We start from the raw sequence: 26,586 nt of genomic DNA, 5'->3' as shown, positions 1-26,586 counted from the left end.
GCCGGTGATCAGCTGGACGGCATCGGGGGCAGCGGGCGCGCGTCGGGTGTCACCTGGGCACCCGGCGACACCCGCACGATGGTGATCAGCCGGTCCGTCAGCTCCAGCGTCCCGATGGCCGGATCGTCGTAGCCGAGCACCCGGTGCCCGCGCAGCACGCTCACCACCAGGTCGTCCGTCTGCCGTGCGGTCCGGCCCACCTCAGCCTTTATGACCGGTCGTTCCACGATGTCGAGCCCGCTGCCCTGATGGATCAGGTCCTCCATCACCATGCCGGCCGCGGGGCTGAGCACCGACAGACCGAGGAGACGGCCGGCCGCGCTGGCGCTCGTGATGACCGCGTCGGCCCCGGACTGCTTGAGCAGCGGCGCGTTCTCCTCCTCGCGCACCGCGGCCACGATCTTCGCGGCCTTGTTGAGCTGCCGGGCCGTCAGCGTCACCAGGACCGCCGTGTCGTCCCGCTGGGTGGCGATGATGATCTTCCGGGCCTTGTGCACCTCGGCCCGTTTCAGCACCTCGCTGCGGGTCGCGTCCCCCATGACCCCCGCGTAGCCCTCGGCGGTCGCGGCCTCGATGGCCTTGCCGCTGGGGTCGACCACCACGACCTGCTCCTTCTTCAGGCCCGTCGCGCAGACGGTCTGGATCGCGGAACGGCCCTTGGTTCCGAAGCCGATCACTACGGTGTGGTCGCGCAAGGTGGACCTCCAGCGGTCGAGTCGCCATGCCTCCCGGGTGCGTTCGGTGAGAACCTCCAGCGTGGTGCCGACCAGGATGATCAGGAACAGCACACGCAGGGGCGTGATGACGAAGATGTTGGTGAGCCGGGCGGCGTCGCTGACCGGGGTGATGTCGCCGTACCCGGTCGTGGAGAGCGTGACGGTCGCGTAGTACCAGGAGTCGAGGAAGTCGACGGACTGGTCGGAGTTGTCGTTGTAGCCGTCGCGGTCGAAATAGACGATCAGGGCGGTCGCCGCGAGCACCAGCAGGGCCATCAGCACCCGCTTGGCGACCTGGCGGAACGGATGCTCCACCACCTTGCGCGGCAACTTCACCTTGTGGGTCACGAGATGCTCGTCCGCCTGGCGGGCGATGGCGTCATGGCCCGGAAGTTTCACGTGAAACACACCCCGATTCCGGCGGACGCCCAGGGCAGATCGAGCAGTTCGGCCTCCTGCCCCGGCCGCGCGCCCCCGGGCGGTACGACGGCCAGGGCGTCGGCGGCCGCGATGCCCCGCAGCATCGCCGGACCGTTGTAGTGCAGCGGGACCGCGCTGTCGCCGCGCAGGACCACCGGCACGAGCCGGGTGTCGTACGGGTGGCCGTGCGCCTCGTCCCGCAGGGGCAGCGTGTACGGCTCCGGGGCCGGCCGGGCGGCCAGGGTGCGCAGCAGCGGCTCGGCGAGCGTGAGCAGGCCGGAGACGGCCGCCAGGGGGTTGCCGGGCAGCCCGACGAGGTGCTGGTTCTCCTTGGTGCGGGCCAGCAGCATGGGGTGGCCCGGACGCACCTTCACCCCGTCGACCAGAAGCTCGGCGCCGATGCGCTCCAGGGTGGGGTGGACGTGGTCGACGGGGCCGGCCGCGGTGCCGCCGGTCGTGACGATCACGTCGGCCGTGGAACCGCTGACCGCCTGGTGCAGGGCCTCCGCGGAGTCACCGAGCCGCCGTACGGCGGTCACCTCGGCGCCGAGTGCGCGCAGCCAGGGCGGGAGCATCGGGCCGAGGGCGTCCCGGATCAGGCCGCCCCGCGGGGTGCCCTCGGTGAGCAGCTCGTCGCCGAGGACGAGGACGTCGACGCGGGGGCGGGGGACGGCGGTGAGGGTGTCGTAACCGGCGGCCGCGGCCAGGCCCAGGACGGCCGGGGTGACGAGGGTGCCGGGCGGCAGGAGCTGGTCGCCGCTGCGGCACTCCTGGCCGCGCGGGCGGATGTCCTGGCCGTGCGCCACCTTGCGGGTCGCGTGCAGCCGGCCCTTCTCGTCCAGCTGTCCGTGCTCGCTGCGCAGGACGCCGGTGGTGTCCGCCGGGATACGGGCGCCGGTGGCGATCCGGGCGGCCTCGCCGTCGGCCAGGGGGGCCGGTTCGGCGTGTCCGGCCAGGACTCCCTCGTCCCGGACGGACCAGGGGCCGGGTCCGGAGACGGCCCAGCCGTCCATGGCGGAGGTGTCGAAGGAGGGGAGGTCGGTGAGGGCGTCCAGGGGGGCGGCCAGGGTGAGGCCGAGGGCGTCGTCGAGCCGTACGGACACGGGGGCGCGGCGGGCGCCGCGGGTGACCGTGCGGGCGGCCCGGGCGGCGGTGGCGCGGGCCTCGGGCCACGGGGTGGCCTTGTGGTGGGCGTCGGGGCGGTGTGCGGTCGGCGGGCGGCTCCCGTGTCCCGGTGTGTGCCGCGGCCCGTGCCCGGCGGCTGTGCCGCCCGCTGCGGGCGGGTGGTCGCCCGGGGCGCGGTCGTGGTCGTTCCTCACGAGGGCCAGCGCCTCCTCGACGTCGAGTTCGTCGGCGTCCTCGGCGGGCCCGGTGTTCTCTCCGGTGCGCAGGGACCGGGCGGTCATCCGGCGTCCGGGCGGGTGCCGGGGGCGGCGTCGGTGTTCGCTTCGGTCTCCTCGGCCCAGCGCAGGGCCAGGGCGGCGGCCTTGCGGGAGGCCTCGGCGACCGCCTCGGGGTCACCGCCCGCCCGGGCGGCCGCGTAGCCGACGAGGAAGGTGGTCAGCGGGGCCGCGGGCCTGGCCACGCCGTGCGCGGCGTCCCGGGCGAGGTCGAGCAGCACCTTGGTGTCGACGTCGAGGTCGATGCCCAGCTCGTCCTTGACTGCGGAAATCCATTCATCCAACACGTGCTCATGCTCCCTGATGCGTGCCCTGGCGGTGGCGATGTCGTCCCAGGTGTCGCAGTCGAAGGACGCGACGGGGTCGGGGACGCGGGTGAGGTCGAGCGCGCCGGTGAGCCGGCGCAGGGGGAGGCCGGCGAGGGTGCCGTGCTCCTTGGTGAGCGCGGCGAGTTCATGGCGCAGCGAGGGTGCGCGGTACGCGGCCACCAGTGGCTGGTCGCGGCCGTCGGCGTCGGTGAGCAGCACGCCGTCGGCGCCGCCCGTGCGCAGGACGGTCAGCAGCAGCCGGACGGTGCCCTCCCGGAGGAAGGGCAGGTCCGCGGAGAGCACCAGGACGTGCCCGGCGCCGGTGTGCCGCAGACCGGCGTCGAGGGCGGCCAGCGGGCCGCCGCCGGGCGGGTCCTCGCGGGCCCAGGTGATCTCCCGGACCGTGGGGCGGGGATCGGCGACGACGACGGTGGTGCGGGCGTCGGCGCAGGCGGCGAGGACCCGGTCGAGGAGGGGCCGTCCGCCCACCCGCACACCGGGCTTGTCGGCGCCGCCGAGCCGCCGGGCGGCGCCCCCGGCGAGCACGACCACGTCGTACGCGGCTGCGGTCCCGGGGGTGCCCGGTGTGCCCTGGGGGTCCTGGGCGTCCGGGGGCTGGTACGCGGTCACCCCCCGAGTATGCGTGCCGCCGCGATCACAGGGAACGATCGGGCGGCGCAGCGATCCGCGTGTACGGCCGCCGGGACGCACTCACAGGGTGTGCGAGAGGCGCGCGCTCACAGGGTGCGCAGCAGGACCGCGGGCTGTTCCACGCAGTCGGCCACGTACCGCAGGAAGCCGCCCGCGGTGCCGCCGTCGCAGACCCGGTGGTCGAAGGTGAGCGAGAGCTGGACGACCTGACGCACCGCCAGTTCGCCCTCGTGCACCCACGGCTTGGGGATGATCCGGCCGACGCCGAGCATGGCCGCCTCGGGGTGGTTGATGATCGGCGTGGAGCCGTCGACGCCGAACACGCCGTAGTTGTTCAACGTGAAGGTGCCGCCGGTGAGTTCGGCCGGGGTGAGGCTGCCGGTGCGGGCCGACTCGGTGAGCCGGGCGAACTCCGCGGACAGCGACTCGGCGTCCCGGCTGTGTGCGTCCTTCACGACCGGCACGACCAGGCCCCGCTCGGTCTGCGCGGCGAACCCGAGGTGGACGGCATCCAGCCGCACGATCTCCCGGGCGGCCGTGTCGACGGTGGAGTTGAGCTCGGGGAACCGGGCGAGCGCGGCGGTGCAGATCCGAGCGAGCAGCGCGAGCAGGGAGATCTTCGGCCCTCCGGCGGCGTTCATCGCGGTGCGGGCCCGCATGAGTTCCGTGGCGTCGGCGTCCACCCAGCAGGTGGCGTCGGGGATCTCGGTCCGGCTGCGGGAGAGCTTGTCGGCGACCGCGCCCCGGACGCCCTTGAGGGGGACGCGGGTGCCTGCGGGGGCCGTCGCGGTGGCCGTCACCGCGGTGGTGGCCCGTGCCGGTGCGGCGGCGGCCCGCAGGGCGTGCTCGACGTCGGCCCGCAGGATCAGTCCGTCGGGGCCGGAGCCGGTGAGTGCCCTGAGGTCGAGGCCGTTCTCGCGGGCGAGGCGGCGGACGAGCGGCGAGATCACGGCGACGGGGCCCTGGACCGCCTCGGCGGCTTCGGGTGCCGCGCGAACCAACTCGGGGGTCTCAGGTGCCGGCCGGCCGTTCACCGGCGCGAGCACCTGCTGCTCCCGTCGCACCCTGCGCCTGCGCGCGGGCGCGTCCGACGTGCCGTAGCCGACGAGGACGTTCCCCGAGCCCTCGGTCTTGGGGGCCTCGGTCTCCGCGACCTCGGCCGGGCCGCCGGAGGCCGGCGCTCCCACGGCCACCGTGATCAGCGGTGCTCCGACGGGAAGCTCGCTGCCCTCCTCGCCGTAGCGGGCCGTGACGACGCCCGCGTAGGGGCAGGGGACGTCGACCATCGCCTTGGCGGTCTCCACCTCGACGACCGGCTGGTCGACCGCGACGACGTCGCCGACCTCGACCAGCCAGCGGACGATCTCCGCCTCGGTCAGACCCTCGCCGAGGTCGGGCAGTTTGAACTCCAGCACCTGCGCCATCAGTTCTCCGCCTCCCATTGCAGCCGCCCCACCGCGTCCAGGATCCGGTCGACGCCGGGCAGGTGGTGACGCTCCAGCATCGGCGGCGGGTAGGGGATGTCGAACCCGGCCACCCGCAGCACCGGCGCCTCCAGGTGGTGGAAGCAGCGCTCGGTGACCCTGGCGGCGATCTCTCCGCCCGGTCCGCCGAACCCGCCCGACTCGTGCACGACGACCGCGCGTCCGGTCCGCCGTACGGAGGCCGCGACCGTCTCGTCGTCGAACGGCACCAGGGAGCGCAGGTCGACCACTTCGAGGTCCCAGCCCTCCTCGCGCGCGGCTTCGGCGGCTTCGAGGCACACGGGCACGGACGGGCCGTAGGTGATGAGGGTGGCGCTGCGGCCCGGGCGCCGCACCACCGCGCGGCCGATGGGTTCGACCGGCTGCGGGTCGTCCGGGTTCCAGGTGTCCTTGGACCAGTACAGGCGCTTGGGCTCCAGGACGACGACGGGGTCGTCGCAGGCGATCGCCGCGCGCAGCAGTCCGTAGGCGTCGGCGACGGTCGCGGGGGTGACGACCTGGAGACCGGGGGTCGCCATGTAGTACGCCTCGGAGGAGTCGCTGTGGTGCTCGACACCGCCGATGCCGCCGCCGTAGGGGACCCGGATGGTGATCGGGAGCGGCATCGCCCCGCGGGTGCGGTTGCGCATCTTCGCGACATGGCTGATCAGCTGCTCGAACGCCGGGTAGGCGAAGGCGTCGAACTGCATCTCCACGACCGGGCGGAGCCCGTACATCGCCATGCCGACCGCGGTGCCGAGGATGCCGGCCTCGGCGAGCGGGGTGTCCGTGCAGCGGTCCTCGCCGAACTCCTTGGCGAGTCCGTCGGTGACCCGGAAGACCCCGCCGAGGGTGCCGACGTCCTCACCCATGACATGCACGGTGGGGTCGGCGGCCATCGCGTCGCGCAGCGCGCGCGTGAGGGCCTGCGCCATGGTGGCCGGTTTGAGGGCGACGGTGGTCATCGGTGCGCACCCCCGTGGGAGTCGTGCTCGGCGTCCAGCTCGGCGCGCAACTGTGCCTGCTGCTCGCGCAGTTGCGGGGTGGGCTCGGCGTAGACGTGGGCGAACAGGTCCATGGGGTCGAGGACCGGGTCCTGGTTCATGCCGTCGCGCAGCGCGGCGGCGAAGGCCTCGGCGTCCTGGCGTACGGCTTCCAGGCCGGCTTCGTCGATCAGCCCGCGCTCGGTCAGTTCGTGCTCCAGGAGGGCGATCGGGTCGTGTCCGCGCCAGGTCTCGACCTCGGCGTCGCCGCGGTAGCGGGTCGCGTCGTCGGCGTTGGTGTGGGCGTCCACGCGGTAGGTGATCGCCTCGACCAGGGTGGGTCCGCCGCCCGCGCGGGCGTGGCGTACGGCGGCGGTGAGGACCTCGTGGACGGCGACCGCGTCGTTGCCGTCGACCAGCCGGCCCGGCATGCCGTAGCCGACGGCCTTGTGGGCCAGCGACGGGGCCGCGGTCTGCTTGTCGAGCGGGACGGAGATCGCGAAGCCGTTGTTCTGGACCAGGAAGACCACCGGGGCCTGCCAGACGGCGGCGAAGTTCAGTGCCTCGTGGAAGTCGCCCTCGCTGGTGCCGCCGTCGCCGACCATGGCGAGCGCGACCACGTCGTCACCCTTGAGGCGGGCCGCGTGGGCGAGGCCGACGGCGTGCGGGAGCTGGGTGGCGAGCGGGGTGCACAGGGGGGCCACGCGGTGTTCGCGCGGGTCGTAGCCGGTGTGCCAGTCGCCGCGCAGGAGCGTGAGCGCCTGGACGGGGTCGAGGCCCCGGGCGACGGCGGCGAGGGTGTCGCGGTAGCTGGGGAAGAGCCAGTCGCGGTCCTCCAGCGCGAGTGCGGCGGCGACCTCGCAGGCCTCCTGGCCGGTGCTGGAGGGGTAGACGGCGAGACGGCCCTGCTTGGTGAGGGCGGTCGCCTGCGTGTTGTAGCGGCGGCCGCGGACCAGCTCGGCGTGCAGGCGGCGCAGCAGGGCCGGGTCGGCCTCGGCGGCCGCGTCGGTGCCGAGGACGCGCCGGGGCTCCGGGTCGGGCAGCAGGGGCGCGGGGTCCGTGCGGGGCTGCCAGGCGGGCGGCGGCGATGGCCGGTACGCGCCCCGCTGCTCCATGACCGTCATGACGGCACCTCCTCGTGGGAGACGGCTTCGGCGCATCACGGATGTGAGGCGCCTCACCTACCGATTGTTCGGTCGTCGGCACATTTTGGCTACAGGGCCCCTCAGGCTGTGGACAAACGGTTCTCCACAGCCTGAGATGGACGCAGTACGTCCATGCTAGGGAGGCAGGGGGACATGGCACCTGAACAAATGGCCGAAAGCCCGGAGGACGGGGTCCCCCTTTCTCCCCCTCGTCCGCTCGACGCCATCGATCAGGACATCCTCCAGATGCTCCAGGCGGACGGCCGCGCGTCGATAAGGTCGGTCGCCGAACGGGTGCACGTCTCCCGCGCCAACGCCTACGCCCGCATCAACCGCCTCGTCGAGGACGGCGTCATCCGCGGTTTCGGCGCCCGCGTCAACCACGAGCGCGCGGGCCAGGGCACCTCGGCCTACATCACCCTGAAGATCGTCCAGAACTCCTGGCGCACGGTCCGGGAGCAGCTCAGACAGCTGCCCGGGGCCTCCCACATCGCGCTGGTCGGCGGCGACTTCGACGTGCTGCTGCTCGTCCACACCCCGGACAACAGATCCCTGCGCGAGCTGGTCCTCACCCGGCTCCAGGCCATCCCGGAGGTGCTGAGCACCCGCACCCTGCTGGTCTTCGAGGAGGAGGACCTGGAGCCGCAGGGCTGACGCTCAGGCGCCGAAGTCCCATCCGTCGACGGGGAACCGCGCCAGCAGTTCGGACAGCGAGCTCGCCTGGGGAAGGGCGGACGACCAGTCCGGGGCCGAGACGTCGAGCAGGACGAGGGCCGGCGGCTCCTGCCGGAAGTCGAAGGTGAGCAGCTCCCGGCCCCCGTCCCCGCCGATGACGACCCCGCCGGGGAACCGGTCCTGGATCTCGCCGGCCTCGTTCACGGGGACCAGGTCCTCGACGGGGTCGATCACGAGAAAGTCGCCCGCGGGAGGGACGAAACGGCTCATGCTCCCCTCCGCGGCCAGGAAGTCCCGGTAGTCCTGCGGGAACCGGACGCCGAAGCGGCGCTCGGCCCTCGCGAGGAGGTCGTCGGCACTCACGCCGTCAGCCGGCCCTTCGCAGTCCCCCGAAGATCAACTGGGCCACCGCGTCCGCGACTTCGCGTTCGTTCATGCCGCGGCCGTCGGGGCGGTACCACTCCACGATCGAGTTGATCATCCCGAAGACCAGGCGGGTCGCCAGCCGCACCTCCACGTCCCCGCGCACGTCGCCGTCCGCGGCGGCCGCCTTCAGGAGCTCGGCGACCCGGTGGTCGAAGTCCCGGCGGCGCTCCAGCGCCCAGCGCTCGGTGCCGGTGTTGCCGCGCACCCGCAGCAGCAGGGTGACGTACGGCAGCTCGGCGATCAGCACCTCGACCATGCGCCGCACCACGTACTCCAGGCGGTCCGAGGCGCGGCCCACGCGCGCGTGCTCCTCGTCGAGGATGCCGAACAGACCGTCCAGGGCCCGGCTGACGGCCCGGCGCAGCAGCTCCTCCTTGCCGGTCACGTGGTGGTAGATCGACGACTTGGAGATGCCTGCGGCCTTGGAGAGGTGCTCCATGGAGGTGCCGTCGTAGCCGCGCTCGATGAAGACCTGGACGGCGACGGACAGCAGCGTCTCGGGGGTGTACGTGTCCCGCTTGGCGGTCGTCATGAGGTGCTGCCCTCCCGCTTGTCGGAGGCGTAGGCGTGCCGGTACAGCGCGAGCGAGGGCGCGTACCGCCCCGAGGGGTCGCGCAGGTGCAGGTCGTCGAGGAGGCTGTAGGCCCAGTTGCGGCCGAGCCTGCGGCTCCACTCGAAGGGGCCGAGCGGGTAGTTCACCCCGAGCCGCATCGCGGTGTCGATGTCCTCCTCGGTGGCCACGCCCTTGGCGACGGCGTCGTGCGCGAGGTCCACGATCCGGGCGACCGTGCGGGCGACGATCATGCCGGGCACGTCCCCGATGACGCTGACGTCCTTGCCGAGCGCCTGGAAGAGCCCGACGGCCTCGGAGAGGGTCTGCTGCGCGGTGTCCTGGGAGGCCGACAGGGCGATGCGGGTGGCCTTGCGGTAGTCCAGGGCGAGGTCGAAGTAGACGACGTCCCGGAACTCCACCGAGGTCTGCCCGTCGGCGAGCGCGAGCTGTCCGCCGCTCGGCAGGACCAGCCGGGTGCCGTGGTCCTCCTCGTCCTCGCGGACCGGGATGCCCGCCTCGCGGATCAGCGCGAGCAGTTCGGACGCGGGGCCCAGGTCGCCCTCGACGACGACGTAGGCGGGCGCGGGGGCCGGTTCCGCGGTGTGCGGCTCGTCGCGCTCGGCGCCCTCCGCGTAGTCGTACCAGCCCTGTCCGCTCTTGCGGCCGAGCCGGCCCGACTCGACCAGGCGCTGCTGGGCGAGGGAGGGCGTGAAGCGCACGTCCTGGAAGAAGGCGCGCCACACCGAGTGCGTGACGGACTCGTTGACGTCCTGCCCGATCAGGTCGGTCAGCTCGAACGCGCCCATCTTGAAGCCGCCGCACTCGCGCAGCACGGCGTCGATGGTGGCGGGCTCGGCGCCCTGGGCCTCGTGGATCGCGAACGCCTCGGCGTAGAAGGGCCGTGCGATGCGGTTGACGATGAAGCCGGGGGTGTCGGCGCAGGCGACCGGCGTCTTGCCCCAGGCGCGGGCCGTCTCGTACGCGCGCGTGGCCGAGGAGACGTCGGTGGCGAACCCGGAGACGACCTCGACCAGCGGCAGCAGCGGGGCGGGGTTGAAGAAGTGCAGGCCCACGAACCGGCCCGGGTGGCGCAGGGCGCCGCCGATGGCGGTCACCGACAGGGACGAGGTGTTGGTGGCGAGCAGACAGTCCTCGTCCACGATGTCCTCGAGCTGCCGGAACAGCTCCTGCTTGACATCCAGCCGCTCCAGGACGGCCTCGACGACCAGGCCGCAGTCCGCGAGGTCGGCCGGCTGCTCGGCGGCCACCAGGCGGGTGCGGGCGGCGTCACGGGCGGCGGCGGTGAGCCGGCCCTTCTCGACGAGCCGGTCCAGGCGGGCGCCGATCACGTCGGCCGCCTCGCGGGCCCGGCCGGGGACGGCGTCGTAGAGCCGCACGGGATGCCCGGCGACCAGCGCGACCTGGGCGATGCCCTGGCCCATGGTGCCGGTGCCGACGACGGCCACGGGGCTGCTGAGGTCGAGTCCTGTCATGTGCGCGATCCTCCCGCACGGGGTTTTCCACAGATGCGGCGGACCCCCTTGTCCCGACCGATCGTTCGGTTACTCTAACTCTGACTGGCTGTTCCCGCCCCTGTTTCTGCCCAGGTCATGGACTCGACGAAGAGTTCGAAAGACGAGGAGTTGGTCCCGCATGCCCGCCGAACTGACCGCCCACGAGCTGATCGCCGCGCACCGGCCCACCCTCGACCAGGCACTTGAGGCGATCCGCACCCGCGCGTACTGGTCCCCGCACCCGGAGCACCCGAAGGCCTACGGGGAGAACGGCAGCCTCGACATGGCCGCGGGCAGGGCCGCCTTCGACGCCCTCCTCGGCAGCCGCCTCGACCTCGGCCAGCCCGGCACCGACGACTGGGTGGGCGGCGAGGTGTCGCCGTACGGCATCGAGCTGGGCGTCGAGTACCCGCACGCGGACCTGGACGTGCTGCTGCCCGCGATGAAGGCGGGGCAGAAGGCCTGGCGGGACGCGGGTGCGGAGATCCGCGCGGTGGTCTGCCTGGAGATCCTCAAGCGGATCAGCGACCGGACCCACGAGTTCGCGCACGCGGTCATGCACACCAGCGGCCAGGCGTTCATGATGGCGTTCCAGGCGGGCGGCCCGCACGCGCAGGACCGCGGCCTGGAAGCGGTGGCGTACGCGTACGTGGAGCAGGTCCGCACCCCCGACACCGCGGAGTGGACCAAGCCGCAGGGCAAGCGCGACCCGCTCGCGCTCACCAAGCGGTTCACTCCGGTCCCGCGCGGAATCGGGCTGGTCATCGGCTGCAACACCTTCCCGACGTGGAACGGCTACCCGGGCCTGTTCGCCTCCCTCGCCACCGGCAACGCCGTCCTGGTCAAGCCGCACCCGCGCGCGGTGCTGCCGCTCGCGCTCACCGTCCAGGTGGCGCGCTCCGTGCTCGCCGAGGCGGGCTTCGACCCGAACCTGGTCGCGCTCGCCGCCGAGCGCCCCGGCGAGGGCATCGCGAAGACCCTCGCCACCCGCCCGGAGATCCGCATCATCGACTACACCGGCTCGACGGAGTTCGGCGACTGGCTGGAGGCCAACGCCCGCCAGGCGCAGGTCTACACCGAGAAGGCCGGCGTCAACTCGGTGTTCGTCGAGTCGGCCGGCGACTACAAGGGCATGCTCGCCAACCTGGCCTTCTCGCTGTCCCTCTACAGCGGCCAGATGTGCACCACCCCGCAGAACCTGCTGATCCCCCGCGACGGCATCCGCACCGACGAGGGCCCCAAGACCTACGACGAGGTCGTCGCCGACATCGCCCGCGCGGTCGACGGCCTCCTCGGCGACGACGCACGCGCCAACGCCCTGCTGGGCGCGATCGTCAACCCCGACGTGAAGGCACGCGTGGAGGCCGCGGCGGGGCTCGGCGAAGTCGCCCTCGCCTCCCGCGAGGTCACCAACCCGGAGTTCCCGGGCGCCGTCGTGCGCACCCCCGTCCTCGTCAAGCTGGACGGCGCCAAGCCGGACGACGAGGCCGCCTACATGAGCGAGTGCTTCGGCCCGGTTTCCTTCGCCGTGGCGGTCGACTCGGCCACCGACGGGGTCGAGCTGCTGCGCCGGACGATCCGCGAGAAGGGCGCGATGACGGTCGGCGCCTACACCACCGACGAGGAGGTCGAACAGGCCGTCCAGGAGGTCTGCCTGGAGGAGGCGGCCCAGCTGTCGCTGAACCTCGTCGGCGGGGTGTACGTCAACCAGACGGCCGCGTTCTCCGACTTCCACGGCTCCGGCGGCAACCCGGCGGCGAACTCCGCGCTGTGCGACGGCGCGTTCGTCGCGAACCGGTTCCGGGTCGTCGAGGTGCGCCGGGAGGCCTAGGAGCCGGCGGAACTCCCGAGGCTCCAGTGGTAGAGCGTCATCGCCACACTCGTGGCCAGGTTGTAGCTGGAGACCTGGGACCGCATCGGGAGGGCCACCAGATGATCGGCACGCGCGCGTACGTCGGATGACAGTCCGCTGCGCTCCGAGCCGAAGGCGAGGACGGCGTCGTCCGGGAGCTTCAGGCCCCGGATGTCGTCGCCCTCGGGGTCCAGCGCGAACAGCGGCCCCGGCGGCAGCTCGGCGGCCGTCAGACGCTCCACGGCGGTCGCGAAGTGCAGCCCCGCCCCGCCGCGCACGACCGTCGGATGCCAGGGGTCGAGCGGGCCCGTGGTGACCACTCCGGTCGCCCCGAAACCGGCGGCCAGGCGGATCACGGCCCCCGCGTTGCCGAGGTTGCGGGGCTGGTCCAGGACCACCACGGGGGTGGTGCGCGGGGTGCGCGCCAGCTGTTCGAGGTGCGCGGCCCGGGACGGCCGTACGGCCAGGGCCGCCACCGCGGTGGGATGCGGGCGCGGCACGAGCGTCCGGTACGCCGCCTCCGGGACCTCCGTCAGCAGCGCGTCCAGGGACGGCCGTACGTCCGCGGCGAGCTCGTCGGCCAGGGTGAGCGCGGCACCGCGGTCGGCGGTGACCGCCACCGGGATCTCGGCCCCGAAGCGCAGGGCGTGCTTGAGGGCGTGGAAGCCGTCGAGCAGGACGCAGGTGTCGGCGAGCCGGCGCCACAGGCTCAGCGGATCGGTACCGGTCATGCGGGGAAGCCTACGTGCGTGGAATCCGGGTTCTCGGGGTTCTCCCGCCCCGGACCACCGTCCCCGCCGCCGTCGGCCTGCTGCGGAGGGATGCTGCCTTCACCGGCCGGCTGCGGAGGGACGCTGTCGGCGGGCCCCGGTTCGCTCGGTGTGCGCTGCTTCGGTGGCCGCTGCTTCGGTGGCCGCTGCACGGGGGCGTCCGCACCGCCCGCGAGCCGCTTCCGGAACCGGGTGCGCAGTCGGCCACGCGCGCGTGCGGCTCCCTCGCCGAGGCGACGCAGGAACGGCGTCGGCAGGAAGACCGAGTCGGCGGCGATCATCGCCAGCGAGAAGAACGGCAGGCCGAGAACGACCGCGATCACCGCGTGCTCGGTGATCATGGCTGCCAGCAGGACGTTCTTGACCCGGCGGTTGAACAGGGTGAAGGGAAAGGCGACCTGGACGGCGACCGTGCCGTACGTCACCAGCATCACCATGAGGCCGTTGGCCGACAGCAGGTCGGCGACGGCGGGCCAGGGCGAGAAGGACTCCAGGTGCAGCGGGTAGTAGACGGCGGTGCCGTCCTGCCAGCGGGAGCCCTGGATCTTGTACCAGCCCGCGGTCGCGTAGATCAGACAGGCCTCCGCCATGATCACCAGCAGCGCGCCGTTGTGGACGATGTTGCCGATGACGTCGAGCATGATCCGCGACTGACCGGACCGCCCGAAGCGTCCGACGGCCCACCACAGGGCCTGCGCCAGCCACAGGACCCACAGCAGCACCGGCACGACCGGATCGCCGTCCAGCTTGCCCAGGAAGGTCACCGACACCAGCACCAGCCCGAGGACGCCCCACAGGGCCGGGCCGGCCCGGTCGACGACGTGCCCCCCATGCGCCTGTGCCTCGCGGGTGCGACGGGCCCGCCGCTCGTCGAGCGACCAGACCTGGCCGCACCGCGTGAAAACCAGGTAGATCGACATCAGGTGCAGGACGTTGTCGCCGCCGTCGCCCATGAAGACGCTGCGGTTCTGGAGCGAGAGCACACCGACCATGAACAGCACCGACATCGCACGGGTGTGCCAGCCGAGCAGCAGCAGGAGGCTCGACAGGACGGCGAGCACATAGACGGTCTCGAACCAGAACTGTCCGTCCGACCACATCAGGGCGCTGAACGCGCCGTTGGCCGAGACCAGCTGCTCAGCGAGGTTCCAGCTCCAGGGGCCGTCGGGACCGTACAGCTCCTGGCGGTGCGGGAGCTCGCGCAGCAGGAACAGCAGCCAGGTCGCGCTGAAGCCGATGCGGATCATCGCGCTCTGGTAGGGACCGAGGGCGGCCTCGGTGACCCGGGCGATCGCGTTCGACACCGCGAGGACGAATCGGTTCACCGGACGCTCCCCTCGGTGTCGTCGGCCGTCACGGGCCACCAGGACAGCTCCCGGAAGACCGGCTGCACCGAGACCTTCTCGTCGCTCCACTTCGGCGGCGGGACGTTGGAGGTCCGGGAGCGCACCTGGACGCTCACGAGCACGTCACCGCGCGCGAGAGCGTCCTCGCGCCCCATGCGGAGCACCGCGATGCGGCGCAGATACGTCTCGGACAGGGAGCCGCGCAGACCGATCGGACGGTTGTTCGCGTCGTGGGTGGCGACGAAGAGGTCCCAGGAGCGGCGCAACTCGTTCTGCTGGGTGTGGCTGGGCAGCGGATTGCCGTCGATGGCCCGGCCGTCCTGGGCGGACAGGTCGTACCAGCCCGTCGTACGGCTGCCCCCGTCCACCCCCCGGATCCGGGCCCTCACCTGCACCGCGACATTCTGCTGCAACGGGTTCGGGGCGAACAGTTTCCAGTTCTGCTCGAACTCCGGGTAGATCCAGTCGTCGACCGCCCCGCCGTGCTGCCTGGTCACCGTGTTCACCGGCGCGACGTGCAGGAACACCATCCCGATGTGCACACAGACGGCGATGGCGACTAGGGCGAGCGCCAGGGCGACCCCGATCTGGTGGCGGAGGGAGAGGGCGGCCACCCCGGTCCGGGGGCCGGGGTCGGGGGACGCCGGGAGGGGGGTGGATATCGCGGTGCGGGGGTCGGGGTCGGGGGACGGCGTGGGCCCGGGAGGTTCGGTCGGCCCGCTCGCAGGGGCCGGTTCAGGGCCGGGGGTCGGATCGCTCGGGGTGCCCGGGTCGTCGTGACGGGTGCCCGGGTCGTCGTGACGGGTGCCCAGGTCGTCGTGACGGGGGGTCGAGCCTCTGTCGTGCGCGTCCATTCCGCCCCGTTCCCGATTCCGGTCCGTTCCGCGGCCGCCCTGGCCCGTGGGGTGCCGCGGTGGCTCGCACGGGCACGGTACTCAGGCCCGACCGCTCCGCACAGCCCTTGTCGAAAGGCCCCGGCGTGGCCGTCCTCACGTCCGGCCCCGTTTTCCACAGGGGACGGCCGAGGGTTTTCCACAGCGGTGGACACCTTACGGCGCCTCACCCACCATGGATCACCTGTACCGAACGATCGGTCGGCGTCCGGTCCGCCCGCGGGTCCGCCGGCCGTTCCCTTCTTCTAGAACCTGTTCTATCTTGACGGACCGTCAGATCAGCTGACCCGATCTGCCGACCCGTCGGAAGGACAGGGACCGTGGACTTCACCTTCAGCGAGGAGCAGCAGGCGGCGGCCGAGGCGGCACGGGGGGTGTTCGCCGACGTGGCACCGGACGCGGTGCCGTCCCCGGCCCTCACCACGGGCGCCGTGGCCGACGAGTTCGACCGCGCGCTGTGGGCGAGGCTCGCCGAGGCGGACCTGCTGAGCCTGCTGGTGGCGGAGGAGTACGGCGGGGCGGGCCTGGACGCGGTCGCGCTCTGCCTGGTGCTGCGCGAGTCGGCGAAGGTGCTGGCCCGGGTGCCGCTGCTGGAGAACAGCGCGGCCCTGGCCGCCGTACAGGCTTACGGCGGCCAGGAGTTGAGGACGGACCTGCTGGAGCGGGCCGGGCGCGGGGAGGTCGTGCTGACCGTCGCCGCGAGCGGCCGCACGGGACACGACCCCGCCGAACTCGCCGTCACCGCTCGGCAGGCGGAGGGCGAGGGCGAGGGTGCCGGCTGGGTCCTGGACGGGGTGCAGACGGCGGTGCCGTGGGTGTACGACGCGGACTTCGTCGTCGTCCCCGCGCACACCGCCGCGGACCGGGCCGTCCTCGCGCTGGTGCCCCGGGACCATGACGGGGTCGCGCTCGGCGAGCAGTTCTCCACCAGCGGGGAACGGCTGGGCGAGCTGCGGCTGGACTCGGTGCGGATCGGCGCGCGGGACGTGATCGACGCGGAGGGGGCGTGGGAGTGGCTGCGGGACCTGCTGACCACGGGGACCTGCGCGCTGGCGCTCGGTCTGGGCGAGCGGGTGCTGCGGATGAGCAGTGAATACACCAGCGGGCGCGAGCAGTTCGGGTTCCCGGTCGCCACCTTCCAGGCCGTCGCCGTGCAGGCCGCCGACCGGTACATCGACCTGCGCGCGATGGAGGTCACGCTGTGGCAGGCCGCGTGGCGGCTCTCCTCCGGGGCACGCGGCGTGCTGCCGGTCTCGGGTGACGTCGCCGTGGCGAAGATCTGGGCCTCGGAGGGCGTGCGGCGGGTGGTGCAGACGGCACAGCATCTGCACGGCGGCTTCGGCGCGGACGTCGACTACCCGCTGCACCGCTACCACGCCTGGGCCAAGCACCTGGAACTGTCCCTGGGCCCGGCAGCGGCCCACGAGGAGGCGTTGGGGGACCTGCTGGCGGCGCATTCTCTGTGACCGGCGCGTGCCCCGTGCCCGCCGGAGGCCGAGACCCCGTGCCCGTTCGGAGGCCGAGACCCCGTACTCGCCGGAGGCTAGAGCACGAAGCCCGGGCGGCCGTCGTCCGTGACCACGGGGCGGCCGGTCTCGGCCCACAGCTGCATGCCGCCGTCGACGTTCACGGCGTCGATGCCCTGCTGGGCCAGGTACATGGTGACCTGGGCCGAACGCCCGCCGGAACGGCAGATCACATGCACCCGGCCGTCCTGCGGGGCGGCCTCGGTCAGTTCGCCGTAGCGGGCCACGAACTCGCTGATGGGGATGTGCAGCGCGCCTTCGGCATGCCCCGCCTGCCATTCGTCGTCCTCGCGGACGTCCAGCAGGAAATCGTCGTCCTTGAGGTCCGTGACCTGGACCGTGGGCACACCACCACCGAAATTCATGGTGCCGACGCTACCCGACGCCCTCGGCGCCCTGCCGGTCACTCCTGCGCGAGCAGCTCCGCGAGCTCCGTCTCGCGCGCGGAGACGTCGGCCAGGAGCTGCTCGGCGATCTCCTCGAGAAGCTGGTCGGGGTCGTCCGGAGCCATCCGGAGCATCGAGCCGATCGCGCTCTCCTCCAGCTCCCGCGCGACCACGGACAGCATTTCCTTGCGCTGGGAAAGCCATTCGAGGCGGGCGTAGAGCTCCTCGCTGGGCGTGGGTCCCTGCTCCGGGAGCTTGGGCCCGGCGGCCCACTCCTCGGACAGTTCCCGCAGAAGCGCCTCGTCGCCGCGGGAGTAGGCCGCATTGACCCGGGTGATGAACTCCTCGCGCCGGGCCCGCTCGGTGTCGTCCTGGGCGAGGTCCGGGTGGGCCTTGCGGGCCAGCTCGCGATAGAGCTTGCGGGCCTCGTCGCTGGGGCGCACCCGCTGCGGAGGCCGCACCGGCTGGTCGGTGAGCATGGCGGCGGCCTCCGGGAAGAGACCCTCCCCGTCCATCCAGCCGTGGAACAGCTCCTCCACCCCGGGCATCGGCAGCACCCGGGCGCGGGCCTCCTCCGCCTTGCGCAGGTCCTCGGGATCGCCGGTACGGGCGGCCCGGGCCTCGGCGATCCGCGCCTCCAGCTCGTCGAGGCGGGCATAGACCGGGCCGAGCCGCTGGTGGTGCAGGCGGGAGAAGTTCTCGACCTCGATGCGGAAGGTCTCCACCGCGATCTCGTACTCGATGAGCGCCTGCTCGGCGGCCCGCACGGCTCGCTCCAGCCGCGCGGTGCCTGTGCCTGCGGCGGTTGTGCCGTCGGGTTCCGGGGACGTCATCCGGACAGCGTAACCGTGTCGGTGTGACGGGGACGCCATCCGGGGTGCCGAGTCAGGTGGTCGAGCGAGCATCGGCCGGTGGGGGTTGATCGCGCAGTTCCCCGCGCCCCTCGGGTGGTTGCAGGCAGGGCCGTCAGGATGCCCTCGCCTCCTCACACGCCCGTCTCCGCCGCCACCCTCCCCGACCGGATCCCGGCCACCAGCTCGCCGTGGTCCGCCTCCGTGCGGTCCGCGTAGGTGACGGCGAACGTGGCGATCGCCTCGTCGAGTTCGTCGTTCTTGCCGCAGTAGCCGGAGACCAGACGGGGGTCGACGCTGTGGGAGTGGGCGCGGGCCAGGAGGGCGCCGGTCATGCGGCCGTAGTCGTCTATCTGGTCGGCGGACAGGGCGGCGGGGTCGACGCTGCCCTTGCGGTTGCGGAACTGCCGTACCTGGAAGGGGCGGCCCTCGACGGTCGTCCAGCCCAGCAGGTTGTCGCTGACGACCTGCATCCGCTTCTGGCCCAGCACCACCCGGCGGCCCTCGTGACCGACCTCCGGGGCCTCGAAGCCCGCGGTGACCAGGTGGGGCACGAGGGCCGAGGGCCTGGCCTCCTTGACCTGGAGGACGAGCGGTTCGCCACGGTGGTCGAGGAGCAGGACGACGTAGGAGCGGGTGCCCACGCTGCCCGTGCCGACGACCCGGAACGCCACGTCGTGCACCGCGTGCCGGGCCAGCAGCGGCAGGCGGTCCTCGGAGAGCGTGGTCAGGTAGTGCTCCAGGGACGTGGCCACCGCCGCGGCCTCCGCGTCGGGCACCCGGCGGAGCACCGGCAGAGCCTCCACGAACCGCCGGCCGCCGTCCTCGGTGGGCTCGGTCGACTTGGCGGCGAAGCGCCCGCTGGTGTTGGCCCGCGCCTTCTCCGAGACGCGCTCCAGGGTGCCGACGAGGTCGTGGGCGTCGGTGTGGGAGACGAGTTCCTCGTCCGCGATGGCGTTCCACGCGTCCAGTACCGGCAGCTTGGCCAGCAGCCGCATGGTGCGCCGGTACGCGCCGACCGCGCCGTGGGCCGCCGCACGGCAGGTGTCCTCGTCGGCACCGGTCTCCCGGCCCGCGAGGACCAGGGACGCGGCGAGCCGCTTGAGGTCCCACTCCCAGGGGCCGTGCACCGTCTCGTCGAAGTCGTTCAGGTCGATGACCAGTCCGCCGCGGGCGTCGCCGTACAGGCCGAAGTTGGCCGCGTGGGCGTCGCCGCAGATCTGGGCGCCGATCCTGGTCATCGGCGTGCGGGCGAGGTCGTAGGCCATGAGGCCCGCCGAGCCGCGCAGGAAGGCGAAGGGTGTGGCCGCCATCCGCCCGACCCGCAGCGGGGTCAGCTCGGGGATGCGGCCACGGCTCGACTCCTCGACCGCCTCGACCGCACCCGGGCGGGAGATGTCGAGGTCGAGCGCGGCATGAGCACTGCGCGGGACGCTCTCGCGCAGCGCCTTGCCCTGCTTCTTGGGCGAGTCCTTGTGCGGTTCCGCGGGCCACCGGGCGAAACCGCGCACGACAGGCCGCCGCGCCGCACTTCCGACGGACGCATTCCCGGACCCAGTTCCGACGGACGCACTCCCTGCGGACCCACTCGCTGCGGACTCCGCCGCCGCGCCACCGCCCTGTGCCCCCGCACCGGTCTCGGTCATCCCGACCGCCTCCCCCGCACCTTGCTCCGCGCCGGTCCGCCGTCCGGTCCGCGCGTCAGGATCATCAACTGGTGCAGACCGTACAGCCACCGGCCGAAACGCGTCAGACCCTGTGGACAACCGGGCGACTGTCAGCCGACCTTGTCCACAGCCCGGTCGTGGGCCCTTGTCCACAGCCCGGTCGTGGGTCCAGGCGGCCGGCGTGGCACGCGTCGGCCCGGTCACGCCCGCAAATACGCCAGCACGGCCAGCACCCGGCGATGCGTCTCGTCCGCCGGCGGCAGGTCCAGCTTGGTCAGGATGCCCCCGATGTGCTTGCCCACCGCCGCGTCGGAGACCACCAGTTCGCGGGCGATGGCCCCGTTCGACTTGCCCTCCGCCATCAGCGCGAGGACCTCCCGCTCGCGCGGGGTGAGCCGCTCCAGCGGATCGCGGCGGCGGCGCAGCAGCTGCCGTACGACTTCGGGATCGACCACGGTGCCGCCGGCCGCCACCTCGGCCAGGGCGTCGACGAACTCCTCGACCTGGCCGACCCGGTCCTTGAGCAGGTAGCCGATGCCGGTGCCGTCGCCGGAGTCGAGGAGTTCGGAGGCGTAGGTGCGCTGCACGTACTGGCTGAGCACCAGCACCGGCAGGGCGGGGCGGCTCTCGCGCAGGCGGACCGCCGCGTGCAGGCCCTCGTCCTGGAAGCCAGGCGGCATCCGGACGTCGGTGACGACGATGTCCGGGGCGTGCTCCTCGACCGCCGCGATCAGCGCCCGCGCGTCGCCGACGGCGGCGACGACCTCGTGGCCGCAGCGGCCGAGCAGGCCTGTGAGGCCCTCGCGCAGCAGCACGCTGTCCTCGGCCAGGACTACGCGAAGCGATCGGCCGCCTCGCTCAACTCGGTCGCCTCGCAAGGGAACTCCACACGCAGCAGGGTCGGTCCGCCCGGCGGGCTGGACAGCGAGAGTCTGCCATCGAGGACCGACACCCGGTCCGCGAGTCCGGTCAGTCCGCTGCCCGCCGAGGCGTCGGCGCCACCGCGGCCGTCGTCCCCGACCTCCAGCAGCAGCCGGCCGGCCGTGTACCCGCCGCGCACCTCGGCGCGGCTCGCCCCGCTGTGCCGGGCGATGTTGGCGAGGGCCTCGCAGACGACGAAGTACGCGGCGGCCTCCACCGCCTGGTCGAACCGTCCCGGAAGGCGGAGGTCCACGTCCACCGGGACCACGGAACGGTCCGCCGCGTCGGCGACGGCGGCCTCGATGCCGTAGTCCGCGAGGACCTTCGGATGGATGCCGTGGATGAGTTCGCGCAGTTCGGCGAGGGCCTGGCCCGCCTCGTCGTGGGCCTTGGCGAGCTGGTCGGCGAGCGGTCCCGGCGGGGCGTCGAGGCGGGCCAGGCCGAGGGTCATCGTGAGGGCGACCAGGCGTTGCTGGGCACCGTCGTGCAGGTCGCGCTCGATGCGCCGGCGCTCCGCCTCGAAGGCGTCCACCAACCGCACCCGGGACCGGCTCAGTTCGACGACCTTGGCGCCCAGGTCGCCGTCCCGGTCGGCGATCAGCAGCCGGGTCAGCTCGGCGCGGGCGCCGGCCGCGACGCCCAGGACGTAGGCGCCGAGGGCCAGCAGCAGCACACCGAGCACGGCGACCCCGAACGCGGTCGGCCAGGTGGTGACCGTCCACTGCTTGAGCACCTTCGTCTCGTGGCCGCCCCCGACCGTGGCCATGAGGAGCGGGGTGGCGACCATGGAGAGCGGGAAGAACAGCGCGACCGTGACCACCAGCGCGTCCAGCGGCCACAGCAGGGCCGCGAACAGCACGGTGTACGCGAGTTCGCGCCAGGTCAGCTGCTCCCTGAGCCGGGTCCTGAGCCACGACCGCAGTCCCGGAGCGGCCGGTGTCCGGTGAAAGTCGGGCACCGGGTCCCGGTCGACCAGGCGCAGCCTGTGCCGCTCGACCCTGCCCACCGGGAGGCCGGCGAGCGCGAGCAGGAGCAGCAGCGGCAGCCCGACCAGGATCACGGCCAGCACACCGCCGACGGCCGCCAGCGTCACCAGGGCGACCAGGGCGAAGACACCGGCGACCGCGCCGCTCAGCAGATATCCGCCCGCACGCCAGGGCCACGCCGACAGCAGGAAGCCCGGCCGGGACATGGCCCGCCACACATTGCGAGGGTGCATGCGCATCACCGTAGGAGGGCGGCCGGTGCCTGGGCCATGGGGCCAGGGGGCGGGTCGGGGGTAGGCCCTGCCATACCCCGACTCTCGCCCCTGCCGCACTGCGTGGCGACCGCCCCGCGCGGTTTGGTGGAGCCACCACTCAGCCGCACCGGCCATGCCCACAGAGATCAGCCCGCACCGGCCGTACCCACACGCATCAGCCCGCACCGGCCATGCCCACACGCATCAGTTCTCACCAGCCATGCCCACACGCATCAGCCCGCGCCCTCCGTGCCCACACGCATTAGCCACGGCCGCCCCCAACACGCCCGCAACAGCCATGGCCCCACGGACCACGGCCACCCCGACCATTCCGCCACCAAGTGGGGACAGATGAACACCGACAACCACGCCGTCCAGCTGCGCTCCGTCAGCAGGAGCTACAAGGCGGGCGACAGCGCCGTCACCGCCCTCGACCAGGTCTCCCTCTCCTTCCCGCGCGGTACCTTCACCGCCGTCATGGGCCCCTCCGGCTCCGGCAAGTCGACCCTGCTCCAGTGCGCCGCGGGCCTGGACCGCCCCACCTCGGGCTCGGTCTCGGTGGGCGGCACCGAGCTGACCGAGCTCAGCGAGACCAAGCTGACGCTGCTGCGCCGCGAGCGCATCGGGTTCGTGTTCCAGGCGTTCAACCTGCTGCCCGCGCTGACCGCGGAGCAGAACGTCGCCCTGCCGCTGCGGCTGGCCGGCAAGCGGGTCGCGAAGTCCCGGGTGCGCGAGGTGCTCCAGCAGGTCGGGCTCGGCGAGCGCGCCCGGCACCGGCCGACCGAGATGTCCGGCGGCCAGCAGCAGCGCGTCGCCCTGGCCCGCGCCCTGATCACCCGCCCCGAGGTGCTCTTCGGCGACGAGCCGACCGGCGCCCTGGACTCGCAGACCAGCCGTGAGGTGCTGGCCCTGCTGCGCTCGATGGTCGACCGGGAGGGCCAGACGATCATCATGGTCACCCACGACCCGATCGCCGCCTCCTACGCCGACCGCGTGGTCCTCCTCGTCGACGGCCGCGTCAACGGCGAACTGGTCGGCGCGAGCGCGGACGACATCGCGGCCCGGATGACCAGGCTGGAGACCGTGCCGTGCTGAGCGTCGCCCTGCGCACCCTGCGCACCCGCTGGGTCACCTTCGTCGGCAGCTTCGTCGCCCTCTCGCTGGGTGTCGCCCTGCTCGCCGTGATGGGTCTGGCCCTCGCCTCCTCCCTGGACGCGCCCGAGCGGCAGCCGGAGCGGTTCGCCGCGGCGCCGGTCGTCGTCCAGGGGCAGGACACCCTGACCGTGCCGCCCCCGATCGGCGACCGCACCCAGAAGCTCGTCCACCCGCGCGTGGTGCCCGAGGCGACCATGGGCAGGCTCCGCGCGCTCGGCACGGTCGTCGCGGACCGGTCGTTCGCCGTACGGGCCGCGCAGGCTCCCGGCGACCTGGTCGGGCACCCCTGGTCCACGGCCGCCTTCGCGCCCTACGCGATCGACGCGGGCCGTGCTCCCCGGGCCGCGGGCGAGGTCGTCGTCACCGGCGACTGGGCACGGCCCGGTGAGCGGGTCACGACCGACCGCGGCACCGTCACGGTCGTCGGCACCGTCGCCTCACGCGGCTTCGAGGACGCCGTCTTCTACACCGACGGCCAGGCCGCGGAACTGTCCCCGACCAGCACCCAGTTGGTGGTGAAGGCGGACGCGGCGGACGTGCGCGCGGCCGTCGAGGGCCAGGACCTCCAAGTCCTCACCGGCACCGACCGCCGTCTCGCCGACGCCGATCCGGACCGCGACAGCGAGGCGCTCACCGCGATGAACGCCCTGTTCGGCACCGCGGGCGGGGTCACCGCCTTCGTGTCGGTGTTCGTGGTGGCGTCCACGTTCGCCTTCGCGGTCGCCCAGCGGCGCCGGGAGTTCGGCCTGCTGCGCACCGCGGGCGCCACCCCCGGCCAGGTCCGCCGGATGGTCTTCGCCGAGGCCCTGGTGGTCGGCGTGCCGGCGTCGGCGACGGGCTGTGTGCTCGGCGCGTACGGCGCCCCGAAGCTCGCCGCGTGGGTGGTCGACGGCGGTCTCGCGCCCAGCTGGTTCACCATCGGCGACTTCACCTGGCCGTACCACATGGCCTTCTGGACCGGTCTGCTCGTCGCCCTGCTCGGGGTGATCGCCGCGTCCTGGCGGGCCGGCCGCATCGGGCCCACCCAGGCGCTGCACGAGGCGTCCGTGGACACCAAGGCGATGACCTGGGGCCGCCGGCTGTTCGGGACGGGGCTGCTGGTGACCGCGGCGGTGACGCTGGGGCTCGCCCTGGTCTCCGACCCCGGTGAGCTGCTGCACCGCAAGACCTACGTCAGCCGTCCGATGCTGCTGATCACCGCGATCGCGCTGCTCGCGCCGGTGCTGGTGCGTCCCCTCGTCCGGCTGACCGCCTGGCTGCCGGCCCAACTGCCCGGCGCGGGCGGCATGCTGGTGCGGGAGAACGCGGCCGCCGGCATCCGTCGTACGGCGGCGATCGCGGCGCCCATCCTGGTCACCGTCGCTCTCGCGGGCTCGCTGCTGGGCGCCACGGCCACGCTGAACGAGGCGAAGGCCACCGAGACGCGCGAGCAGACGGCCGCCTCCTTCGTGGTCACCCCGGCCGGGGACGCCGGGTTCGACGCGGCGACCGTGAAGAAGTTCGAAGCGGTCAGGGGTGCCGTGGTCTCGGCGACCTCGTCGAGTGCCGTGTACGTCCTGGAGGACGGTGTCGCCCTCGTCAAGTCCGAGGCCCGCGCGGCCGATGCGGGTCCGCTCGCCGCGACCGTGCGTCTGCCGCTGGCCGCCGGGAAGGTGAGCGACCTCGACGACGACTCGATCATCGTCAACGAGGAGTGGGAGAAGCACACCGTCGGACAGCACGTCGACGTGTGGCTCGGGGACGGCACGAAGAAGTCGCTGCGGATCGCCGCGGTGATGACGACCGGCACCGGCAACAACGGGGTCTGGGTCACCCCCGCCAACGCCCCCGGCGCAAGCGTCGACCGGGTGGACGTCTCGCTCACCGACGGCGCCGACCCGGCCGCCGTGTCCGCCGCGCTGACGAAGGCCGGCGGACACGTCCTCACCAAGGACCAGTGGGTACAGGCCAGTCACCACGGGACGGGCACCGACCGAACCAGCCGCTACGGCTTCGCCCTGGTCCTCGGCATCGCCCTGCTCTACACCGGGATCTCCCTGGCCAACACCATGGTCATGGCGACCTCCGACCGGGTGCGCGACCTGGCCGTCCTACGGCTGGCCGGGGCCACCCGGTGGCAGGTGCTGCGGCTGGTCGCCGGGGAGGCACTGATGGTCGTCACGGTCGGCGGAGTCCTCGGACTCCTGGTCGCGGTGCTCAATCTGGCGGGCCTGTGGAGCGCGCTCAGCCTGCTGTCGGTGTGGGGCCCGGTGGAGATGCCGTGGGCGGAGCTGGGCGCGACCGTGAGTGCCTGTGCCGTGCTCGCGGTGGTGTTCTCCGTGGCTCCCGCCGGGCTGGCCATGCGGCGACGTGCCGTGGAACTGGCCGGCATGCAGGAGTGACCCCCCTGACCGACGCCGGTCGGTACCCTCCCCGTCCCGGTCGGCGCCACCCCAACTGGCCGTGCCTCTACGGCAGTACAGCGCGTGTTTCACGTGAAACATCGGGGACCAAGACCGCCTCGGTGGCGCCGTCCACGTCGCCCACAGCTCACCGATAGCTCGAAGACCTGGCCCCGACGACCCAGGTGCGCGTCCGGGGCCAGGATGCCGAGTTGCAGACGGCCCGTCCCGTCGACCTCTATCCGATCGCCGCGCGGCTCTCGCCGCGCACTCCCTTCAGCTGTTCGGTGAACTCCTCCCATGCCCTTGCGTTCGCCTGCGCCACCTGCAGGACGCTCTCCACACAATGGGGCGGAATGCTACCGAGCAACGCCTGCCAGTTCTCCCGCTCCGGCTGGCTGCTCAACCAGTTCAGCAGCACGCGCCCCATCTCGCTGAACCGCAGAGACGGGTCCTTGCGGAGTCTTTGCAGTGCGGTCGCGTCCGCCACGGGGTCCTTCGTGCTGACCGCACGGGCCGCATTGGGGGCGACTGCTTTCTGCGCTCTTGCTGCGTTCTTCTTCGCCCGGCGCTGGCTGGACGGCACCGGATCCTGCCCGTAGCGCAATCTGTCCCGCACGTCCATCACGGTTGACGGAGCCAGTCCCGCGGCCCTTGCTATCTCGCGCAGCGACGCATCAGGGTTCTCGAGCAGCAACGCCGCGGCCAGCTCGCGCCCGCTGGCGCTGTTCAACGGACGAACCCGGCCGTCGCGCCCCACCCTCGACGAGGAATCCCGCTCGTTGTTGTCGGCCAGTTGGTCTCTCACCGCTCTCACCGACCGTGCAGACAGTCCGGTGATGGGCGATATGGCCCGGTCCGAAAGTTCGGGATGCTCGGTGACAATGCGCGCGGCTGCCGCTTTCCGGTCGGACAGGGAGAGAGGTAATCCATGCCGCACATTCATCTCGACCGCGACAACGAAGGCGTCCTCCGCAGCACCGTCGAAGAATCGGACGTCTACGGATTTGTCTCCTCGCAATGCCGCGGCGCGGAGTCTGTGCATTCCGTCGATTACACGCATGGTGGCCCGGTGCACAACAATGGGGGGGAAATGCACATCGGATTCTACGAGCAATCGAATGTGGTCGGGACGTTCGCCGTCCAGGCGCGGTGAATCCGCGGGGAGGATGGAACTGATAGGGATTCGTACGACTGGGTTCCGTTCCAGGAGTGCAGTCAGTCGTACGTCGTCTTCGTGAAATATCAAGGCCGTTTCCCCGTCCTTGCGGCGCACAGTTTCAGTCATTCAGCCGCAGATGTCCGGGCGACCAGGCGGCCCGGACATGCACCCGTAAAATCTGA

The 26,586-nt window shown here is 72.6% G+C and carries 23 protein-coding genes; 5 read left to right on the top strand and 18 right to left on the bottom strand.

Annotated elements, in window-relative coordinates; all coding sequences use genetic code 11:
- Window positions 1–8: 8 nt before the first annotated feature.
- The 6 genes from H295_RS0105135 to pdhA form a co-directional block, all read right to left on the bottom strand.
- Complete coding sequence (locus tag H295_RS0105135; protein ID WP_020134262.1) at window positions 9–1,115, bottom strand: NAD-binding protein; 1,107 nt, start codon at window positions 1,113–1,115, stop codon at window positions 9–11.
- Window positions 1,112–2,542 (bottom strand): molybdopterin molybdotransferase MoeA, encoded by a 1,431-nt coding sequence (locus H295_RS0105130; RefSeq protein WP_020134261.1) that lies wholly within the window; start codon window positions 2,540–2,542, stop codon window positions 1,112–1,114. Before H295_RS0105130 ends, H295_RS0105135 begins: the two co-directional genes overlap by 4 nt.
- Entirely contained in the window at window positions 2,539–3,474 is a 936-nt protein-coding gene (locus H295_RS0105125; RefSeq protein ID WP_020134260.1) for an NTP transferase domain-containing protein, read from the bottom strand. Before H295_RS0105125 ends, H295_RS0105130 begins: the two co-directional genes overlap by 4 nt.
- A gap of 107 nt (window positions 3,475–3,581) precedes the next feature.
- Entirely contained in the window at window positions 3,582–4,919 is a 1,338-nt protein-coding gene (locus H295_RS0105120; RefSeq protein ID WP_020134259.1) for a dihydrolipoamide acetyltransferase family protein, read from the bottom strand.
- Entirely contained in the window at window positions 4,919–5,923 is a 1,005-nt protein-coding gene (locus tag H295_RS0105115; protein WP_020134258.1) for an alpha-ketoacid dehydrogenase subunit beta, read from the bottom strand. The genes H295_RS0105120 and H295_RS0105115 overlap by 1 nt, the downstream gene beginning before the upstream one ends.
- Window positions 5,920–7,065, bottom strand: coding sequence for a pyruvate dehydrogenase (acetyl-transferring) E1 component subunit alpha (gene pdhA / locus H295_RS0105110; RefSeq protein ID WP_020134257.1), 1,146 nt, complete (start codon window positions 7,063–7,065; stop codon window positions 5,920–5,922). Before pdhA ends, H295_RS0105115 begins: the two co-directional genes overlap by 4 nt.
- 189 nt (window positions 7,066–7,254) lie before the next feature.
- Here pdhA and H295_RS0105105 point away from each other — a divergent pair, with 189 nt between their 5' ends.
- On the top strand, window positions 7,255–7,740 hold the full coding sequence (locus tag H295_RS0105105) for an Lrp/AsnC family transcriptional regulator (protein ID WP_020134256.1): 486 nt from the start codon (window positions 7,255–7,257) through the stop codon (window positions 7,738–7,740).
- Window positions 7,741–7,743: 3 nt separating this feature from the next.
- On the opposite strand, the gene H295_RS0105100 is transcribed toward H295_RS0105105, so the two are convergent.
- The 3 genes from H295_RS0105100 to H295_RS0105090 are packed head-to-tail and all read right to left on the bottom strand — an operon-like array spanning window position 7,744 to window position 10,233.
- Window positions 7,744–8,124 carry an SMI1/KNR4 family protein gene (locus tag H295_RS0105100; protein ID WP_020134255.1) on the bottom strand — a complete coding sequence of 127 codons (381 nt, stop codon included), beginning with the start codon at window positions 8,122–8,124 and terminating at the stop codon, window positions 7,744–7,746.
- A gap of 4 nt (window positions 8,125–8,128) precedes the next feature.
- Entirely contained in the window at window positions 8,129–8,719 is a 591-nt protein-coding gene (locus H295_RS0105095) for a TetR/AcrR family transcriptional regulator (RefSeq protein WP_020134254.1), read from the bottom strand.
- Window positions 8,716–10,233, bottom strand: a complete 1,518-nt coding sequence (locus H295_RS0105090) for a 3-hydroxyacyl-CoA dehydrogenase (protein ID WP_020134253.1) — start codon at window positions 10,231–10,233, stop codon at window positions 8,716–8,718. The genes H295_RS0105095 and H295_RS0105090 overlap by 4 nt, the downstream gene beginning before the upstream one ends.
- 160 nt (window positions 10,234–10,393) lie before the next feature.
- On the opposite strand from H295_RS0105090, the gene paaN reads away from it, so the two are divergent.
- Window positions 10,394–12,085 (top strand): phenylacetic acid degradation protein PaaN, encoded by a 1,692-nt coding sequence (gene paaN / locus H295_RS0105085; protein ID WP_020134252.1) that lies wholly within the window; start codon window positions 10,394–10,396, stop codon window positions 12,083–12,085.
- On the opposite strand, the gene H295_RS0105080 is transcribed toward paaN, so the two are convergent.
- Genes H295_RS0105080 through H295_RS0105070 form a run of 3 tightly spaced genes read right to left on the bottom strand, consistent with a single transcriptional unit; the run spans window position 12,082 to window position 15,076 of the window.
- Window positions 12,082–12,837, bottom strand: coding sequence for a TrmH family RNA methyltransferase (locus H295_RS0105080; protein ID WP_020134251.1), 756 nt, complete (start codon window positions 12,835–12,837; stop codon window positions 12,082–12,084). The genes paaN and H295_RS0105080 overlap by 4 nt on opposite strands.
- The gene (locus H295_RS0105075) at window positions 12,834–14,201 is read right to left on the bottom strand and encodes an HTTM domain-containing protein (protein ID WP_020134250.1); all 1,368 of its coding nucleotides are present in this window, start codon (window positions 14,199–14,201) and stop codon (window positions 12,834–12,836) included. The genes H295_RS0105080 and H295_RS0105075 overlap by 4 nt, the downstream gene beginning before the upstream one ends.
- Window positions 14,198–15,076 carry a DUF5819 family protein gene (locus H295_RS0105070; RefSeq protein ID WP_020134249.1) on the bottom strand — a complete coding sequence of 293 codons (879 nt, stop codon included), beginning with the start codon at window positions 15,074–15,076 and terminating at the stop codon, window positions 14,198–14,200. The genes H295_RS0105075 and H295_RS0105070 overlap by 4 nt, the downstream gene beginning before the upstream one ends.
- Window positions 15,077–15,435: 359 nt before the next feature.
- Between H295_RS0105070 and H295_RS0105065 the strand changes: the two genes are divergently transcribed.
- The gene (locus H295_RS0105065; RefSeq protein WP_020134248.1) at window positions 15,436–16,581 is read left to right on the top strand and encodes an acyl-CoA dehydrogenase family protein; all 1,146 of its coding nucleotides are present in this window, start codon (window positions 15,436–15,438) and stop codon (window positions 16,579–16,581) included.
- Between the two features lie 77 nt (window positions 16,582–16,658).
- Here H295_RS0105065 and H295_RS0105060 read toward each other — a convergent pair whose 3' ends face one another.
- The 5 genes from H295_RS0105060 to H295_RS0105040 form a co-directional block, all read right to left on the bottom strand.
- Window positions 16,659–16,988, bottom strand: a complete 330-nt coding sequence (locus H295_RS0105060; protein ID WP_020134247.1) for a rhodanese-like domain-containing protein — start codon at window positions 16,986–16,988, stop codon at window positions 16,659–16,661.
- A 56-nt stretch (window positions 16,989–17,044) separates the two neighbouring features.
- Window positions 17,045–17,860 carry a J domain-containing protein gene (locus tag H295_RS0105055; protein WP_028809061.1) on the bottom strand — a complete coding sequence of 272 codons (816 nt, stop codon included), beginning with the start codon at window positions 17,858–17,860 and terminating at the stop codon, window positions 17,045–17,047.
- A gap of 152 nt (window positions 17,861–18,012) precedes the next feature.
- A complete protein-coding gene (locus tag H295_RS0105050) occupies window positions 18,013–19,524 on the bottom strand; it encodes a DUF2252 domain-containing protein (protein WP_078616571.1) in 1,512 nt (503 codons plus the stop codon).
- Between the two features lie 221 nt (window positions 19,525–19,745).
- Window positions 19,746–20,360: a response regulator gene (locus H295_RS0105045; RefSeq protein ID WP_020134244.1), complete on the bottom strand. Its 615-nt coding sequence runs from the start codon at window positions 20,358–20,360 to the stop codon at window positions 19,746–19,748.
- Between the two features lie 17 nt (window positions 20,361–20,377).
- On the bottom strand, window positions 20,378–21,658 hold the full coding sequence (locus H295_RS0105040) for a sensor histidine kinase (protein ID WP_020134243.1): 1,281 nt from the start codon (window positions 21,656–21,658) through the stop codon (window positions 20,378–20,380).
- 399 nt (window positions 21,659–22,057) lie between these two features.
- Between H295_RS0105040 and H295_RS0105035 the strand changes: the two genes are divergently transcribed.
- Window positions 22,058–22,801 (top strand): ABC transporter ATP-binding protein, encoded by a 744-nt coding sequence (locus H295_RS0105035; protein WP_020134242.1) that lies wholly within the window; start codon window positions 22,058–22,060, stop codon window positions 22,799–22,801.
- Complete coding sequence (locus H295_RS0105030) at window positions 22,795–25,242, top strand: FtsX-like permease family protein (protein WP_020134241.1); 2,448 nt, start codon at window positions 22,795–22,797, stop codon at window positions 25,240–25,242. Before H295_RS0105035 ends, H295_RS0105030 begins: the two co-directional genes overlap by 7 nt.
- A gap of 238 nt (window positions 25,243–25,480) precedes the next feature.
- Here the strand turns inward: H295_RS0105030 and H295_RS42815 are convergent, their stop codons facing one another.
- A complete protein-coding gene (locus H295_RS42815) occupies window positions 25,481–26,389 on the bottom strand; it encodes a ParB/RepB/Spo0J family partition protein (RefSeq protein ID WP_234021574.1) in 909 nt (302 codons plus the stop codon).
- Window positions 26,390–26,586 lie beyond the last annotated feature (197 nt).

The organism is Streptomyces sp. 351MFTsu5.1 (assembly GCF_000383655.1).
Taxonomy (GTDB): Bacteria; Actinomycetota; Actinomycetes; order Streptomycetales; family Streptomycetaceae; genus Streptomyces; species Streptomyces griseorubiginosus.
Note: the sequence above shows the minus strand (reverse complement) of the source record. Positions and strands in the feature narration are given on the sequence as shown.